Consider the following 16863-nt stretch of genomic DNA (forward strand, 5'->3'; position numbering starts at 1 on the left):
CTGGCATTGCGCGGGGCAGGCCAGCGTTTCCGTCAACGCTGATCTCGACGACGTCCGGAGCGGATCGGTATATTACCACCCCGATTGCAGGCCGGTACTGGAACAAGGATCAGACCATGGACGATACGATTGGCTTTCCCGACCCTGGTCTCGACCTGTCGGACGGCTTCAAGCCGCATACCTCGCATTGGGGCGTCTTCTCCGCGCGTCAGGGCGCGGCCGGGCTGGAGGTCAGGGCCTATGCGGGCGATCCCGATCCGAACGGCATCATCGACAATTTTCCCGGCGCGCTCCGCCATCAGGCGCGCATCGCCCAGCCGGCGGTCCGCCGCGGCTGGCTGGAGCGCGGGCCGGGCCCCGACGATCGCCGTGGCCGCGACGAGTTCGTCTCCGTCAGCTGGGAGAAGGCGCTCGATCTCCTGGGGGACGAACTGACACGCATCCGCGATACGCGCGGGCCGGGCGCCGTGTTCGGCGGTTCCTATGGCTGGTCGAGCGCCGGCCGCTTCCATCACGCCCAGAGCCAGGTGCATCGCTTCCTCAACATCGCGATGGGCGGTTACGTTCGCTCGGTGAACTCCTATTCCTCCGGAGCGTCCTCGGTGCTGCTGCCACAGATCCTGGCCGGCTACGAGGACATCACCAAGCGCAACGTCACCTGGGAGCAGATCGCTGATCGTACCGAGATCGTGCTGGCATTCGGCGGGATGGCGCTGAAGAACTCCATGGTGGCCGGCGGCTCGATCAGCAAGCATGTCGAGCGCGACGCGATGGCGGCTGCACGCCGGCGCGGCTGCGAGTTCGTCCTAGTCAGCCCGCTGCGCGACGATCTCCCGGTCGAGGCCGGCGCCGAATGGATGACGTGCATCCCCGGGACCGATACTGCGCTGATGCTCGGCATCGTGCACACGCTGGTCAGCGAGAGCCTGCACGATCAGGCCTTCCTCGATCGCTACACCGAGGGCTGGCCGGTTTTCCTGCGCTATCTCACCGGCGAGAGCGACGGGCAAGCAAAGCATGCCGAATGGGCCGCCGCAATCTGCGGCATCGAGGCGGATATGATCCGCAAGCTGGCGCGGCGACTTGCCCGGAAGCGCGCGCTCATCACCGTCTCCCATTCGCTTCAACGCGCCGAGCATGGCGAGCAGCCGGTGTGGATGGGCATGGTGCTGGCGGCAGCCCTCGGCCAGATCGGCCTTCCCGGCGGCGGCTACGCCTATTCGCTGGGTGCGATCGGCTATTACGGCCGCCGCGTCAACGACGTGCCCGGGCCGACGCTGGGTCAGGGCCGCAATGGTGTTGCGGATTTCATCCCGGTGGCACGCATCGCCGACATGCTGCTCAACCCCGGCAGCACCTATCGCTACAACGGCGAGACGCGCACCTATCCGGACATCCGTCTGGTCTACTGGGCGGGCGGCAATCCGTTCCACCATCACCAGGACATCAACCGCCTGCGCAAGGCCTTTGCACAGCTCGACACCTTCGTCGTGCACGAATTGGCCTGGACTGCGACGGCCCGCCACGCCGACATCGTGCTGCCTGCGACGATGACGCTGGAGCGCGAGGACATCGGTTATTCCACCAACGATCCGCTGATGGTCGCCATGCACCGCATTGCCGAGCCGTTCGGGCTCGCGCGCGACGATTACGACATCTTCGCCGATCTCGCCGACCGTCTCGGAGCGCGCGAACCCTTCACCGAAGGACGCACGTCGCGGCAGTGGCTAAGACATCTCTACGAGCCGACTCGCGCATCGCTGGCCAAGCGCGGCCTCGAAGCTCCTGATTTCGACGAGTTCTGGGCGCGCGGCAGCCTGGTCGTGCCCCAGCAGCCCGATGACGGTGGCCGGCTGCGCCGCTTCCGCGACGATCCGGTCAATCACGGCCTGCCGACGCCGAGCGGGCGGATCGAGATCTTCTCGGCCAAGATCGCAGGTCATGGCGATGCGGATTGTCCCGGCCATCCGGTCTGGCTCGACAAGACCGATGCGCCCAAGCCCGGGGCGCCGTGCTTCCTCGTCGCCAACCAGCCGGCGACGCGCCTGCACAGCCAGCTCGATTTTGGCGGACATTCGCTTGCCGCAAAGCATCGCGGCCGCGAGGTCGCGCGCATGAACCCGGTTGATGCGGACGCGCGCGGCATCAAGGACGGCGACATCATTCGCCTGTTCAACAAGCGCGGCGCGTGCCTTGCTGCCGTCCACGTCACCGACGGCATCGCGCCCGGCGTGGTCCAGCTTCCGACCGGCGCCTGGTACGATCCGATGGATCCCGAAGACGAGGCGCCGCTCTGCGTTCACGGCAATCCGAACGTGCTTACCCGTGACATCGGCACCTCCTCACTGGCGCAAGGTTGCACCGGCCAGCTGACGACTGTCGAGGTGGAGAAGTTCACCGGCAATCTGCCGCCGATCCGGGCGTTCGATCCGGTGTAGGGGCGTCAGTATTGCGCTTTCGTGCCCCGGACGCAGCGCAGCGTCTCTTCGACGATGCGCTGCAGAGCCGAGGTTCATCTCACCGCAAGCTACCGTGGAGCGTTCTGGATCCCGGCTCTGCACCGCAACGCTCGCGCGTTGCTGCTTGTCCGGGGCACGAGGACTTGCAGCGGCGAGATCGGGAGCAGCAAACAAGTTGAGGCACACGCCTCGGGATCCCTGTCGTCCGTCGCTCGCCGGATCAGCTATGCAGCGGCGCTGGCGATCCAATCCCGCTCCGGAGACGCGTGCCGCCTCGGCCGCGCTTCGACCTCGCGCTGTCCGTCCACGTTGGCAAGGCGCCAGCGCGCCGGAGATTGACCGCTGATGCGCTTGAAGACGGTCGAAAAATGCGCCTGCGTGCTGAAGCCCACCGCGAGCGCGATATCCGCCAATGGCCGCTCGGTGGTCGCGAGCAGCGTCTTGGCGTGCTCGACCCGCTGCGTCAGCAGATATTCGCGGGGACGATAACCGGTCGCGGCGCGGAACTGCGCCGCAAAGTGCATCCTGGACAGGCCGGCGACATTGGCGAGCTCGGACAGGCTGATGCAGCGGTCGAAATGATCTGCGATGTGCTGCTCGACGCGCCGCAACCGCCATTTCGGCAAGGCATTGACCTTGACGCGCGGCAGCTCAATCCGGGTGAGATGCATCGCCAGGGTCTGGCCGATGCAGCGCGTGAACTGCAGGTCCGCGGCGTCACCATGTTCGATCAGCGCCCTGGCGAGCTCCGCAGCGAGCGGATCGCGCAACAGCACGAGGTCATTCAGCCCGTCGGCGTGCGCCGGAAGATGGTCCGTGGAGATGTGGACGTGCAGGAAGGCGCTCGGCGACAGGAATTGTGCGCCGAGAGGCTTCGACGGCGCGGTGACATACAGCGACCCCGCCGGCATGGTCCCTTCGAAGATGATCCGGCCATCCCGTATGAGCTTCGCGCGCGTGGTCTTCAGGGCAATGCCGACGAAATAGCGATCATCCGGCGTCGTCGTTTCGTGCGACGAGGTGCTCCGCGGGTCGTCCCATCGCGAGATCGTGATCTCCTCGATCATGCTCTCCTGAGTGCGATCGATCTGACGCCACCGGCTCTCCCGGGCGATCGCCTGTGTGGAGCGAAGACCCTCATGATCCCGCGGGGCGGCCGGAAATTCAATCCAGGCATGCGCCGCGTGCAAGTTGCTCGACATCGTTCGTCCTCTCCTGGTTCCGCCGCAGCTTGCAACGACCGACAGGCGCGCAAGCCAATGCTTTCCATGCTGAGAGGATAGACGTGAGCTGGCCAGGACGCCCGTTAGTGGTGATTAGGATCTGTTAGATTCTGTGGGTGTGCATCAGGTGTGACAGCTCGTCGCAGAGGGCTGACTAGGACCAATTTGTCACGCATTTTGCGCGAACCGGACTGGCTTGAGGAGAGCGCAAGGCATCGCCTGGCGACCGATGCGCGATGCGGGTTCGTGCAGTGCCTTCACTGGACCGCGCTGCGGCGCCTTGTATAGTCGCGCCGTTTCGAGGAAGCAGTCGTCAAGATGAGCGAGATGTGACCGAGCTTTCGGCAGGACATGGCGGCCGCAGCGGCGACACCGGGCCGATTCTTGATCTCGATGCCGTCTCGTTCGGACCATTTTCGCTGCGTTCGCGGCTGCTGGAGAAGGACGGCGTGCCGGTCAAGCTCGGCAGCCGGGCGATGGACATTTTGCGCCTGCTCGTCAGCCGCGCCGGCGAGGTGGTGCCGAAGCACGAGATTCTCGCCTACGCGTGGTCGGGCCTCTCCGTCGAGGAGATCAGCCTGCGGGTCCATGTCGCGGAACTGCGCAAGGTGCTCGGCGACGGCAAGGATGGCGCCCGCTACATCACCAACATTCCGAGCCGGGGCTATTGCTTCGTCGCGCCCGTGCGGCGTGGCGAACGCGCAGAGCCGCCTGTGACCGCGTCGCGGCTGCCCGAAACGTCAGTCCCGCCGCCGTTTCTGCCGCGTCGCCTGGATCGGATGGTCGGGCGGGACGACGTCGTGGCCGAGCTGGCAACGCGCCTGTCCCGCGATCGCTTCGTCACGCTGCGAGGGCCGGGTGGCATCGGCAAGACCACCGTTGCGGCCGCGCTCGCGCATGACATGTGCGACAGGTTCGAGGGAAACGTCCATTTCCTCGAATTCGGTCCGCTGCAGGACGCCGCGCTGGTCGCGAGCACGGTTGCCGCCGCGCTGGGCCTCGTCGTGCATCACAACGATCCCGCCGGCAGCATCGTCAATTTTCTGCGCGGCCGACGGCTGCTTTTCATTCTCGACAGCTGCGAGCACGTCATCGACGAGGTCGCGCGTCTCGCAGAAGCTATCTACCGTGAGGCGCCCGGCGTCGCCATCCTGGCAACCAGCCGCGAGTCGCTGCTGGTGGAGGGGGAGCAGATCTTTGAACTCGCTCCTCTGCCTGGTCCGCCGCAGAATGCTCGCCTCAGTGCTGGCGAGGTGCTGAATTATCCGGCAGCGCGTCTGTTCGTGGACCGCGCCGTCGCGGCAGGCCATCGGGACGCCATCACGGACGAGGATGCGGGGGTCCTGGTCCGGATCTGCGGCAAGCTCGACGGCATCGCGCTCGCGATCGAGCTGGCCGCCGCGCGCGTCGGTCTCTACGGACTGCGCGAGATGGCGGCGCTGCTCGACAGCCATTTGCAGCTCGAATGGCGCGGGCGGCGAACGGCGCCGCCGCGCCAGCAGACGCTCGGCGCCACGCTCGATTGGAGCTTTGGCCTGATCGGCGAGAGCGAGCGCATCGTGTTTCAGCGTCTCGCCGTGTTCGCGGGCCCCTTCACGTTGCAGGGCGCGATCGCGGTGGCTGCCGACGCGGCGACGGCGGAGGATCGCGTCATCCATGCGCTGGAGCAACTCGTGGTCAAGTCGCTGGTGTCGGCGCAGCCGGACGGCGCGTCGCGGCGCTATCGCCTGCTGGACGCAACGCGTGCCTATGCCATGCAGAAGCTGGCCGACGGCGGCGAGGCCGATGCAATCGCGCGCCGTCATGCCGTATATGTTCAGCGAACGCTCGAAGCCGGCATGACGGAGCCGGTCAGCCGCGATCAGGCGTCCCGCGCGCAGGAGCGGGCCGGCCTGCTCGCCGACGCCCGCGCTGCACTGGCATGGAGCTACGCCAATGTCGACGGCGCCGGCCTGCGCGTTCCGCTCGCGGGGAGCTGCACGAGGCTGTTCGTCGAGCTCAGTTTGCTGAACGAAGCGCGCATATGGTCCCAACGGGCACTCGCAACGCTCGGTGAGGCCGAGCGGGGCGACAGATGGGAGCTCGAGCTCCAGTCGACGCTCGGTCATGCCCTCATGTTCACCGAGCGCAACAGCGAGCAGGCGGAAGCGGCGCTCAGGCGTGGCCTGGAGATCGCGGAAGCGCTCGGCGACCATGCCAATACCTTCCGGCTGCTGTCGCGGTTGAACATGTTCTACCGCCGGACCGGCGGCTATCGGCATCTGGTGGCGACCGCGCGTCACGCCGAGCGGATTGCCCACCTGATCGGCGATACCGCAGGCGTTGCCGGCAGCAAGGCACTGCTCGGCGTGTCCTATCACCTCGCCGGGGACCAGCTCGAGGCGCAGGCCCATCTCGACGAGGGCCTGCGCGACGACGCCGCGCTGCGCGGCATCCAGCCCGGACATTTCGCCTATTCGCGCACGCCGCAGATTCCGCTCGCGCGCGTGCTATGGTTGCGCGGCTTTCCCGACCGTGCGCTCGAATGCATCCGCCCGCTCGTCGGCGCGTCAGCGCCGCGCGACGTGGTCATGCATTGTATCGCGTTATGCTGGTCCGCCTCGGTGTTCGGCTGGGTCGGCGACTGGTCCTCCGTCGAGGCCATGACCGGTCGCCTGGCGAAGCATGCGAACCTGCACGGGCTCGTTCCTTACGAAGCCGTCGCGAGCGGCTTTCGGGCGCAGGCCATGATCGCCCGCGGTGAGGTCACCGGTGGCATCGACCTGTTGCGGACTGCGCTCCCGCGCCTGCACGCGGATCGCTACGAACTCTACGCATCGGCGTTCGCAGCCGATCTGTCCCGGGGATTGGCGGCACTCGGACGGCTGCCGGACGCACAAGAGGTGCTGCACGAGACCGTTGCGCGGATCGAGCAGGAAGGCGGCGCCTTCGACATGCCGGAGCTGCTCCGTCTGCGGGGCGAGCTCGAGGCGCGTGGCGGAGACCTCGCAGCTGCCGAGGCAAGTCTGGTCGCGTCGGCGACGCTCGCCGAGCGCCAGGGCGCATTGTCCTGGCGGTTGCGAACCGAGATGTCGCTGGCGCGGCTGCGAGACCGTCAGGGTATGCCGGATTCGCTTGAGCGGCTTGCCAGCACCTACGCCCGATTCTCCGAGGGGGTCGAGACCGCCGATCTCAGGGCGGCACGGCTGATGCTGGATCAGCCGGCCTGATTGTGCGCGGTCCGAAATCCGAGGCCTAGTCCTTGTCCTTATCCAGGCGCGCAAGGAAGTCGCGAACGAGCGCGGCGATTTCGTCGGCGGCTTCATCCAGCGCGAAGTGGCCCGCCTCCAGGATGTGAACCTCGGCATCCGGCACATCGTCGCGATAGGCTGTGGCGCCGGCGACGGTGAAAGACGGATCGTATTTGCCCCAGACCACCAGCGTCGGCGGCCGCATCTTGCGCAACCAGTCCTGCCATTTGGGATAGGAGGCGACGTTGGTCCGGTAATCCAGGAACAGCGTGGCCTGGATCTCGGCCTGGCCGGGACGCGTCAGGAACGCGTATTCGTCGCCCCACGTGTCGGGGTCGTAGCGTTCGGGGTGCGGACTAGAGCCGAGATGCCGCTGACGCGTCGCCGCCAGCGAGGTGAAATTGGCCTTGAGCGCCTCGAGCTCGTGTGCCGGGTCGGCCCAGTACCTGCGACGCGCTTCCCAGAGCGGGCTCAAGCCCTGCTCGTGCGACACCGCATTCTGGATGATGATTCCGCGGACACGTTCGGAATGCGCCAGCGCCATGCGGAAGCCGACAGGACCGCCGTAGTCCTGCATGAACAGAACATATTTGCCGAGACCGAGCTTCGTCGTGAGCTCTCCGATCACGCCGGCGATGTTGTCGAACGTATAGGTGAAAGCGGACGGCGGCGGCGCGCTGCTGTTGCCGAAGCCGGGATAATCAGGTGCGATCACGTGATATCTGTCGGCGAGCAGCGGCAGCAGAGGCTCCCACATCCGCGACGAGGAGGGGAAGCCATGCAGGAGCAGCACGGTCGGCGCGTCGGCGGGGCCGGCCTCGCGGTAGAAGATCTCGAGGCCCTGGATATTGACGGTGTGATAGCTGATCGAACGCCGGCTCGATCGCAGGTCTTGTGCCGAGGCGTGCGCAGTCGCGCAGGCCAGGGCTGCCGAGAGTGCAAGGGTAGCTGGAACCTTCATGTCATTGCTCCGATGGCACACGTCGTTGGTTGCTCGTTCGTGCAATCTGCACCCGATGGCGTCTGTTGGCTCGTTATGTATTGTTAGGCGTTGAGGGCAGAGTGGTCGCCGCTCCCGCGGGTGCTCGTCTCTACTCGAAGACGGCGTCGAAGATCTCGACGTCCATCAGCACGGGCCTGGCGATGACCGTTCCATCAGGCTGCAGCGCCTGCATGCGTCGAAGTGTCGGCACGACGATGCCGCAGAAGCTGTCATGAGCCCATGAGAAGTGTGCAACCTTGTTTCCGAAGAGATCGTGGTCCGTCCGCCGTTGCAGGGCGCTCTCGTCGAAATAGAAGATCTGTTCAGGCGCAAGCGTGATGAGGTGTGGGGGGAACTGTGCCCGGAGCCGCCGCCACGTCTCGGCGCCCTCACGCCAGGGCGCCAGCTCCTCCACCGCGACATCGGGATGGGCGAGCAGGAACGGGCTGGTCAGATAGTTCCAGATCGCGACGCCGCAGAAGAACACCAGATGCAGTTCGTCCGCAAGGGCGGGCGAGCCGGGCTCGGTCAACGCGAGGCTCGGGTTGCGCCAGCTCCGCAGAACTTCACCATCCAGGCTCTCGATCGTGATCGCGTCGGGTTGAAAGGAGCCGGAGTGTTCGCCCCCGGTGATGCCGGTGAACCGGAGCGATTGCGCGCGGGTCGAGCCTTCCGCGGTCACGTCCTTGAATTCCTGGGCATGTCCCGCGCTGGAGAACAACGACCCGCCAACGGAAAGGTGGAGCGTAAACCGGTTCAGGCTGTTCCAGTGGGCCAAGCCGCCGCTGGCATCCATTACGTCGTCAAGAAGCGCCATGTCCCGCCATATCCACCTTGAAGTGTCGCCACCATGGCGGGGCGCAGGCGGCTTGGCGTGTTAGAAGTTGTTAGGAGTTGCGAGCAGGCAGTTTGGCGGTATGCCGTTGAAGATGCTGTCAATTCAGCGTGCCCAGCAACTCCCTTGCGGCGACCAGATCGCGGGTCTGGAGCCCCTCCTGGTAGCGCGCGACGAGCGGGGCGAGCAAGTCGCGTGCGTCGCCGGCCTTTCCGGCCTCGCGCCAGATGCGGCCGAGGCTGATCGCACCCCGGAGCTCCCAGCCGACTGCGCATTGGCGCTGCGACAGATCGAGCGATTGGCGCAAGCAGCTCTCGGCCTCCACCGCGCTGCCCGACCGGGCGAGGATGTCGCCCTTGATCCTGAGCATCTCCGGCATGTCGAAGGACTCTCCATGATCGGGAATCTGGGCGATCGCCTCGTTGATCGTCCGCAAGGCTTCGTCGGGCTGATTCTGGGACGCGAGACCCTCCGCGAGCGTCGTCGCGAACACGGTCGTCATGATCCGGTGCCGGGCCGCGTGCAACGTGGCCTGACTGCGGCGAAGGTGCTCGACGCCTGCGGCAACGTCGCCGCGGCGCAGCAGCAGCTCGCCCTTCTGGCCGATGCCGACCGCGTGATAGGGCCCGAGGAAGTGCCGCGCCGAATGGTCGATCAGCCGCTCGATCAGGATTTCGGCGTTGTCCCAGTCGCCGACCCAGAGGAACACGTAAATCGTCCAGATCAGGGAGATGCCGAGGGTCAGCGGCTGTTCGAGCAGCTCGGCCTCGCGAACCGTGTATCTGGCGGCCTCGATCGCACGCTCGGGCCGGCCGGTGAGCCAGAGTCCGCGCGCCAGCGCCACCAGCGCGACGATGCGGTCGTCATAGCCGAGATGGCCGATGTTCAGCCGTTGCGAGCCGGGATTGTGCACCATCGCGCTCTCGCAGAACCGAACCGCCTTGTCCTGGTTGCCGATCAGATGGTGCGCCACGCCCAGCATCCATTCGACGTTCAGCGTGGCGGTGGGATCGTTCAGCTTTCGCGCGACGCTCTCGCCCTGTTCGCCGATTCCGAGCGCGCCGTGAAAATCTCCGACCCTGGTCAGGTAGATGTGCAATCCGCGCAGCAGCCAGAGCTGCCAGTGCAGGTCCTCGAGTTCCCGGGCAAGCTGGAGACTGCGCGTGAATGCCGACCGGACCCCTTCGGTATTGCCCTGCGTGAACATCACGGAGACGCCGAGCGCGGCCTGCAAGGTCATCTCCTTCCGGCTGTCCGCGGCGCGCGCATCCGGCGAGGCCAGCGCCTGCCGGGTCCAGCGGTAGCATTCCGTCAGCAAGGTCAGTTCGAGGAAGAACTGCGCGGCCGAGGCCGCCAGATCGACGCCGATCGTCCGGTCGCCGCTCTCCGAAAAGCTGAAGGTCAGCGCGGCCCTGACATTTGGCAAATGGTCGGCATAGGGAAGGAAGCCGCCCGCGCTCTGCATGCTCGTGGATTTGAGGGCAATGTCGTGCAGCAAGTCGCGGATATATTCGGCGTGGGCGCGCGCGACGCGGTCCGCTTCCCCGTTCTCGACGAGCTTGTCCGCGACGAAGGCGCGGGTGGTGTCGAGCAGGCGGTAGCGCAGCCGCCGCTCCGCGGGCGAGGTCGCGATCAGGGATTTGGACAGCAGGTTCGAAATCGCCTCGACGGCTTCGGGCTCGCCGATCCCCTGGCAGGACGCGACGGCAAGCGCGGCCTCCAGCGTGAACGGCCCGACGAACACCGACAGGCCGCGCAGCGTTGCGCTTTCGGCCGGCGGCAGCAGGTCGTAGCTCCAGGCCAGCGCCGCGCTCAAGGTTTGATGCCGCGGAATTGCGGTACGCCGCCCCCGCCACAGCAGCGAGAAGCGGCTGTCCAGCAGCGAGGCGGTGCCGGCAATGCCATAGGCGTTCACACGTCCGGCCGCGAGCTCGATCGCGAGCGCAATGCCGTCCAGTCGCCGGCAGATCTCGGCGACGAGCGGCGCATCCTCGTCGCGGAGTTCGAACTCGCTCAAGCTCTCGGCAATGCGTTCCACGAAGAGCTGACTTGCGGGATAGGCAAGGATGTCGGCGATGCCGAGGCCGTCGCGCTCCGGCGGGCAATCCAGCGGAAACAACCGATGGATGCGTTCACCGTCGGCGCGAAAGGATTCCCGGCTGGTGGCCAGGATATGCAGCTGCGGCGCCTCGCGGACGAGCCGCTCGGCCAAAGGGGCGAGTTCGTCGAGGATGTGCTCGCAACTGTCGAACACCAGCAGGATCCGCCGGTTGCGCAGGACCGTCAGCAGGCCCGGTATCGGGTCCTCGGAATTGACGGTCAGGCCCAGCGCGGCCGCAATGGTTCCGGGGACGAGCCGGGTATCGGTCAGCGCGCCGAAATCGACGAAGCACACCTGGCCGTCGAAGGCCGCGAGCTCGCCCTGCGCCACGGCGAGTGCGACCGACGTCTTGCCGATCCCGCCGGGGCCGACGATGGTGACGAAGCGATGCTGGGCAAGCTCGGCGGAGATTCTCTCGACCGCATCGTCCCGGCCGATCATCTTCGCGAGCGGCGAGGGCAGCGAGGGGGACGAAGCGGCGGGCGGGCTCGTCCCGCTCTCCGATGCTGCGGGCCGGAGCAGCGGAGCCGTGAAGCAATAGCCGCGTCCCGGGACGTTGACGACGTAGCGGGAGCCTTCGCCCGCATCGCCCAAGGCCTTGCGCAGCGTCGTGATGTGGAAGCGCAGGCTGCCTTCGTCCACGTTCACGTCGGCCCAGATGCGCTTGATCAGCTCCCGCTTGTCAATGACCTCTCCGGCACGCTCCGCGAGAAAAATGAGAATGTCGAGCGCACGGCCGCCGAGGGGAAGCGGGGCGCCGTCCTTTTCCAACAGCCGCGATTTCACGAACAGGCGAAACGGCCCGAAGGCAATGACCGAATCCTGCTCGTTGGTGTCCGGCACTGGCCAACAATTCCAATCAATGAGCTGAAGTGTGCAATTTGATTACCAGATCGAGACGTTCAGTAAACCGGCCGAAAGTGGCGAAATCGCGTGGCCGACCGCCGATCGCACTGGGACGTGTGTCGCAAATTTTGCTTAAACGCGAGCGGCTTACGACGCGACTGCGACAATTCGTCAGCGCGCCTGACCCTCGGGGCAGGCGTGTCCGCTGCGCGATCGCGGGCGCCGCCGATCATAACAGAATCTTGCAACGTCTAACGGGCAAAACGCGCGCGACGCATCCACTATAGCCTTCGAGTGAGATCCTGTTTCAACGGGGAGGCCATGATGTCCGGTATCGGCGCTAGAGTGAACGACCACGTCGTTCGACCTCAACTCGTCGCCAGTCTCGATGATCAGTCGCGTGACTGGGAACTCGTGCTGCGGGAGTCCCACCATCGCATGAAGAACACGCTGACGCTGCTCGGTGCGTCAGTCCGCCGCGACTTCACGCGCGCGAGTAAGAGGGATGTGTCGCTGGCGGTGGACCGCCTCGAGCGGCGCATCGTCGCCTTCGGCCGGCTCTATCAGCTTCTGTCCGACAACGACGATCCATCGGCCATCGCGGTGGAGCCGTTCTTCGAAAAGCTGTGCGGAGCCCTCTCCGAAGCGGTGCTGGAGCCGGCAGGCATCCGCTGCGAAGCCGCGATCGAGAGCGGCAGGCTGCCGGCCGCTCAATGTCACCGGCTCGCGCTGATGCTCACCGAGCTGGTCACGAACGCGGCGAAGCACGCTTTCCCGAACCGAAGCGATGCGCTGATCCGCATCGAATTGGCGAACCGCGACGGCGCCTGGTTCTGCACGGTGGCCGACAACGGCATCGGTGCGACCGGCCCGCTTCAGGGCACCGGCAGCCGGATTCTCGAAGGGCTCGCACGCAGCATCCACGCGCGGTTGCATGGTGAGGCGGGGCAGGGCGGCACGCGGGTGACGATCGTGATGCCGACTGTCGCATGAAGCCCTTCCATATATGCAACCGCGTCTCACATCAGGGAGTTCGACATGACCGCCATCGAAATCGATCGCGAAACCGGAGCCAGGCCCTCGACATCGCGCAGCGTTGACCTGAAGCTCGAGGTCGTCGTGATCCCCGTGTCCGACGTCGACCGTGCCAAGGCGTTCTACGCCCGCCTCGGCTGGCGACTCGACGCCGATTTTTCGTCAGGCGAGGACTGGCGCGTGATCCAGTTCACGCCGCCGGGCTCGGCCTGCTCGGTGATCTTCGGCAGGAACGTGACGGCCGCAGCGCCCGGCTCAGTGCGAGGCCTGTACCTGATCGTCTCCGATCTGGAGGTCGCCCGGCAGGACCTGCTCGACCGCGGCATCGACGTCAGCGAGCCATTTCACGGTGGCGGCGACGTTCATGCCGGGCCCGATGAGCCGTATCTCTTCGGCAGCGTTCGAGTCGGCGGTGCCGATCCGAAACGCGGCAGCTACAGTTCATTCGCATCGTTCAGCGACCCTGACGGCAATGGCTGGCTGTTTCAGGAGGTCACGACGCGACTGCCCGGGCGCATCGCGGGCGGCGCCACGACATTCGCGTCGACGACCGATCTGGCGGCGGCGCTGTGCCGAGCGGCGACCGCGCATGGCGAGCACGAGACGCGGACCGGCGGACACGACGAGAATTGGGCGGACTGGTACGCCGACTATATCGTCCGCGAGCAGGCCGGCCAGCCGCTGCCGTCGTGAATTGCAGGCCAGCCCGCTCCCGACTTTGGCCGACACGGCGCGCGATGACTGACCTCGTCGCGCGCCGTGCCGCATCGACATCGCGTGTTCTGTTTCATCGCGCGGACTCGCAAGGGCTAACGAGGCCTAACAAGCCATAACGAGCAAATCGGACTTGCCCGCGTCAATCTCTGCACAGAACGAACCGATGTGCCGCTCTCGGACCCGATCCGGGCACCGGTCGAAGCAAGGGAGATCCAAATGACGACGCAAGTCCGCACCGACATCCTCAACCCCGATCGGCGTCAATTGCTGAGCCAGGCCGCGATGGGCGCGGTTGCCGCCAGCGTGTCGAGCCTGCTGCCGCTGCAGCCGGCGAGGGCGGCTGCGAACGGCACGATCCGCCCGTTCCACGTGAACGTGCCCGAGGCGGACCTGCTCGACCTCCGCCGTCGTCTCGCGGCCAGCCGCTGGCCGGATCGCGAGATCGTCACCGATCAATCGCAGGGCGTGCAACTGAGGACGGTGCAGGAGCTGGTGCGCTACTGGCAGAGCGACTACGACTGGCGCAAGATCGAAGCGCGGCTGAACGCTCTGCCGCAATTCGTCACCGACATCGACGGCGTCGACATCCATTTCATTCACGTCCGCTCGCGGCACGAGAATGCGCTGCCGATGATCGTCACGCATGGCTGGCCCGGCTCGATCATCGAGCAGATGAAGATCGTCGGCCCGCTCACCGATCCGACCGCGCACGGCGCCGGCGCCACGGACGCGTTCGATCTGGTGATCCCCTCGCTCCCCGGCCACGGCTTCTCGGGCAAGCCGACGGAGCTCGGCTGGGATCCCCGGCGCATCGCGCGCGCCTGGATCGTGCTGATGAAGCGGCTCGGCTACAGCCGCTATGTCGCGCAAGGCGGCGATTGGGGCAATGCCGTCACCGAGCAGATGGCGCTGATCGCACCGCCCGAGCTGCTCGGCATCCACACCAACATGCCCGCGACCGTGCCCGACGACATCGCCAGGGCGCTTCAGCCGGGCGGAGTGCGGCCGCCGGATCTCTCGACCGACGAGCGCATCGCCTACGACCAGCTCGACGATTTCTACAAGCATGGTCTCGGCTACGCGATCGAGATGTCGAACCGGCCGCAGACGCTCTACGGCCTCGTGGATTCGCCCGCGGGTCTCGCCTCCTGGATGCTCGACCACGACGCACGCAGTGCCGCAATGATCGCGCGCGTTTTCGACGGCAAGACCGAAGGTCTGTCACGGGACGATGTGATCGACAACATCACGCTCTATTGGCTCACCAACACCGCGGTGTCGTCGGCGCGGCTCTATTGGGAGAACAAGCTGGTGTTCTTCGCGCCCAAGCACGTCAGGATACCGGTCGCTGTGAGCGTCTTCCCGGACGAGATCTACGCCGCGCCGCGGAGCTGGGCCGAGAAGGCCTATCCCAGGCTGATCCACTACAGTCGTCTCGACAAGGGTGGACATTTCGCTGCCTGGGAGCAACCCGCGCTGTTCTGTGCGGAGATGCGCACCGCGTTCCGTCCGCTGCGGCAATCGATCTGAAGCGCGAACACATGCATCAGGGAGTACAAGAGATGAACCGTCCCGAACGCAATCTCACGACCGGTGACATCCGACTGGAGCGCCGGCTGCCGTCCTACTGGCGCGTCACCTTCGACATGCCGCCGGTGAATATTTTCGGGCCGAAGCAGCTTCCGCTGCTGGGCGACATCGTCACGGCGATCGAGACGGATCCGGACGTGAAGGTCGTGGTGTTCGACAGCGCCGTCGAGGGCTTCTTCATCACCCACTACGATTTCCTCGCACCGCTGCAAGAGTCGTTGAGCATCCCGCCCGGGCCGACCGGCCTGCAGGCGCTGCCCGACATGCTGGTCCGCCTCAGCCGTGCGCCGGTGGTCTCGATTACCGCGATCCGGGGCCGCGCCACCGGCGTCGGCAGCGAGCTCGCGCTCGCCAGCGACATGCGCTTTGCCAGCCGCGAGAAGGCGATCCTGTCGCAATGGGAGGTCGGCGCGGGCCTCGTGCCCGGTGGCGGGCCGATGGCGCGGTTGCCGCGCCTGATCGGCCGCGGCCGCGCGCTCGAAGTGCTGCTCGGCGCAGACGATATCCACGGTGATCTCGCCGAGCGCTACGGCTATGTCAACCGGTCGCTGCCGGATGCCGAGCTCGACGGTTTCGTCGAGGCGCTCGCGATGCGCATCGCGTCCTTCGACAAGGAGGCAATCGCCGAGACCAAGCGCCTCGTCGACGTCGCGAGCCTGCCACCCGATGCCGAGATCAAGCCGGAGTGGGATGCGTTCCTGGCGGCGCTCGGCCGGCCTGCGAGCCAGAGCCGGATCAAGGCGCTGTTGGCGCGCGGCTTCCACCGCGCGGGCGATGTCGAGAACCGGCTCGGTTTCCACGTCGGGCAGATCGGCACCTAGCTGACGGAACCGCTGCGGCGTTCGGCCGGTTGGAACGGTGACGGGCGGTCGTGCCAATGTCGCCTTTCCACCGGTACGCAGCGCCGGTGCTGAAATCAAACAAGGAGAACTGAAATGATCCGCAAGGCAACGGCAGTCTGGAAGGGCACTGGTCGCGATGGGACCGGTCATCTGACGAGCGAATCCGGCGTGCTCGCGCAGACGCCCTATTCGTTCAAGACCCGCTTCGAGAACGAGAAGGGGACCAATCCCGAGGAGTTGATCGCGGCGGCCCATGCAGGCTGTTTTACGATGGCGCTGGCGTTTGGCCTTCAGATGGCAGGTTTCACGCCGGACGAACTGTCGACGGAAGCCGCGGTGACACTCGAGCCCGAGGGCAAGGGCTTCAAGATCAGCAAGTCGGCGCTGACCTTGCGTGCAAAAGTGCCGAACCTCGACGAGGCCGGCTTTGCGAAGATCGCCGGCGAGGCCGAGAAGAACTGCCCGGTGTCCAAGGTGCTCAACGCCGCGATTACGCTCGACGCCAAGCTGGGCTGATCGGAACAATGGAGACGCTGCCATGCCGCGCCAGGATCTGCCTCGCCAACATCAGCCTGACGAAGACAGGTTTCGGGCAATCCTGCCCGAGGACGTCGCATGGCAGCCCTTCCCCGCTTTCCCGCCGGGCGCGCGGCTGGCGGTGATGGTCGGCCATCCCTCCGAGCCCGGACCTTACCTTGTCCGGGTGAAGGTGCCCGGCGGCACGAAGCTGATGCCGCACAAGCATCCCGAGGACCGCATCTACACGGTCATGTCGGGCGTCTTCTACATCGGGCTCGGCGAGCGCTTCGATGGCGACAAGGTGAAAGCCTATCCGCCCGGCAGCGTCATCGTGCTGCCCGGCGACACCTGGCATTTTCACTGGGCGAGATCAGGCGAATATGTCACGCAGGTCTCGGCCATCGGGCCGCTGGGCCTCGAATATCACGATGACGTTGATGATCCGCGCTTGCATACTGCGGGGGACAAGCGCTGAATATCTCAA

General features: G+C 66.1%; 12 protein-coding genes. 8 read left to right on the forward strand and 4 right to left on the reverse strand.

Going from position 1 to position 16863, the window contains the following annotated elements; all coding sequences use genetic code 11:
- The first annotated feature begins 116 nt into the window (after positions 1-116).
- Positions 117-2438 carry a molybdopterin guanine dinucleotide-containing S/N-oxide reductase gene (locus XH96_RS12360; protein WP_194392744.1) on the forward strand — a complete coding sequence of 774 codons (2322 nt, stop codon included), beginning with the start codon at positions 117-119 and terminating at the stop codon, positions 2436-2438.
- Positions 2439-2683: 245 nt separating this feature from the next.
- On the opposite strand, the gene XH96_RS12365 is transcribed toward XH96_RS12360, so the two are convergent.
- Positions 2684-3661: a helix-turn-helix domain-containing protein gene (locus XH96_RS12365; protein WP_194392745.1), complete on the reverse strand. Its 978-nt coding sequence runs from the start codon at positions 3659-3661 to the stop codon at positions 2684-2686.
- 350 nt (positions 3662-4011) lie between these two features.
- On the opposite strand from XH96_RS12365, the gene XH96_RS12370 reads away from it, so the two are divergent.
- The gene (locus XH96_RS12370) at positions 4012-6891 is read left to right on the forward strand and encodes a winged helix-turn-helix domain-containing protein (RefSeq protein ID WP_194392746.1); all 2880 of its coding nucleotides are present in this window, start codon (positions 4012-4014) and stop codon (positions 6889-6891) included.
- Between the two features lie 25 nt (positions 6892-6916).
- Here XH96_RS12370 and XH96_RS12375 read toward each other — a convergent pair whose 3' ends face one another.
- From XH96_RS12375 to XH96_RS12385, 3 genes are all read right to left on the reverse strand, one after another.
- Entirely contained in the window at positions 6917-7873 is a 957-nt protein-coding gene (locus XH96_RS12375) for an alpha/beta fold hydrolase (RefSeq protein ID WP_194392747.1), read from the reverse strand.
- Positions 7874-8003: 130 nt separating this feature from the next.
- Positions 8004-8711 carry a hypothetical protein gene (locus XH96_RS12380; protein ID WP_194392748.1) on the reverse strand — a complete coding sequence of 236 codons (708 nt, stop codon included), beginning with the start codon at positions 8709-8711 and terminating at the stop codon, positions 8004-8006.
- Positions 8712-8829: 118 nt separating this feature from the next.
- Positions 8830-11673: a winged helix-turn-helix domain-containing protein gene (locus XH96_RS12385; RefSeq protein ID WP_194392749.1), complete on the reverse strand. Its 2844-nt coding sequence runs from the start codon at positions 11671-11673 to the stop codon at positions 8830-8832.
- A 327-nt stretch (positions 11674-12000) separates the two neighbouring features.
- Between XH96_RS12385 and XH96_RS12390 the strand changes: the two genes are divergently transcribed.
- From XH96_RS12390 to XH96_RS12415, 6 genes are all read left to right on the forward strand, one after another.
- Positions 12001-12669: a sensor histidine kinase gene (locus XH96_RS12390; protein ID WP_194394117.1), complete on the forward strand. Its 669-nt coding sequence runs from the start codon at positions 12001-12003 to the stop codon at positions 12667-12669.
- Between the two features lie 45 nt (positions 12670-12714).
- Positions 12715-13404, forward strand: a complete 690-nt coding sequence (locus XH96_RS12395) for a VOC family protein (RefSeq protein ID WP_194392750.1) — start codon at positions 12715-12717, stop codon at positions 13402-13404.
- Between the two features lie 240 nt (positions 13405-13644).
- Positions 13645-14958 (forward strand): epoxide hydrolase family protein, encoded by a 1314-nt coding sequence (locus tag XH96_RS12400; RefSeq protein WP_194392751.1) that lies wholly within the window; start codon positions 13645-13647, stop codon positions 14956-14958.
- Positions 14959-14990: 32 nt separating this feature from the next.
- Positions 14991-15839 carry an enoyl-CoA hydratase/isomerase family protein gene (locus XH96_RS12405; protein ID WP_194392752.1) on the forward strand — a complete coding sequence of 283 codons (849 nt, stop codon included), beginning with the start codon at positions 14991-14993 and terminating at the stop codon, positions 15837-15839.
- 114 nt (positions 15840-15953) lie between these two features.
- Positions 15954-16376 carry an OsmC family protein gene (locus tag XH96_RS12410; protein WP_194392753.1) on the forward strand — a complete coding sequence of 141 codons (423 nt, stop codon included), beginning with the start codon at positions 15954-15956 and terminating at the stop codon, positions 16374-16376.
- Between the two features lie 22 nt (positions 16377-16398).
- Entirely contained in the window at positions 16399-16854 is a 456-nt protein-coding gene (locus XH96_RS12415; RefSeq protein WP_194392754.1) for a cupin domain-containing protein, read from the forward strand.
- The last annotated feature ends 9 nt before the right edge of the window (positions 16855-16863 follow it).

Origin of the sequence: Bradyrhizobium sp. CCBAU 51765 (genome assembly GCF_015291725.1) — a bacterium.
In the GTDB taxonomy this organism is placed as follows: domain Bacteria; phylum Pseudomonadota; class Alphaproteobacteria; order Rhizobiales; family Xanthobacteraceae; genus Bradyrhizobium; species Bradyrhizobium liaoningense.